We start from the raw sequence: 288 nt of genomic DNA, 5'->3' as shown, positions 1-288 counted from the left end.
GACAAACCAATTAGATAAGATCCATTTATTATTACAAACTATGAAGCAGTATGCTGCTGTTCCTATATCTAAACAAGCAGATGTTATTAAGCAGCTTACATTTATGATGGGTGCTATTTATACGAACACTAACAACAAGGCAGATCGTCTTTCTTACTACGCTAATAATTCTGCTATTTGTCAGACTAACCATATTGATTATGTAAATGCAGTACTAATCCCTGCTGGTAATCTGATACCTAAAACAACGCTATCTGATGTAAAGCAGCAGCAAGCATTTATAGAACA

1 protein-coding gene is annotated in these 288 nt (G+C 34.4%); it reads left to right on the top strand.

From position 1 onward, the window contains the following. Nucleotides 1-40 precede the first annotated feature (40 nt). Nucleotides 41-288, top strand: a 248-nt coding sequence (locus ACSV5T_RS09780) for a hypothetical protein (protein WP_438320982.1), incomplete at its 3' end; no start/stop codon positions are given.

Source organism: Veillonella sp. ZSJB6 (assembly GCF_051549505.1).
GTDB lineage: Bacteria > Bacillota > Negativicutes > Veillonellales > Veillonellaceae > Veillonella.
The sequence above is the reverse complement of the archived record's forward strand: the minus strand, read 5'-3'. Positions and strand labels throughout refer to the sequence as shown.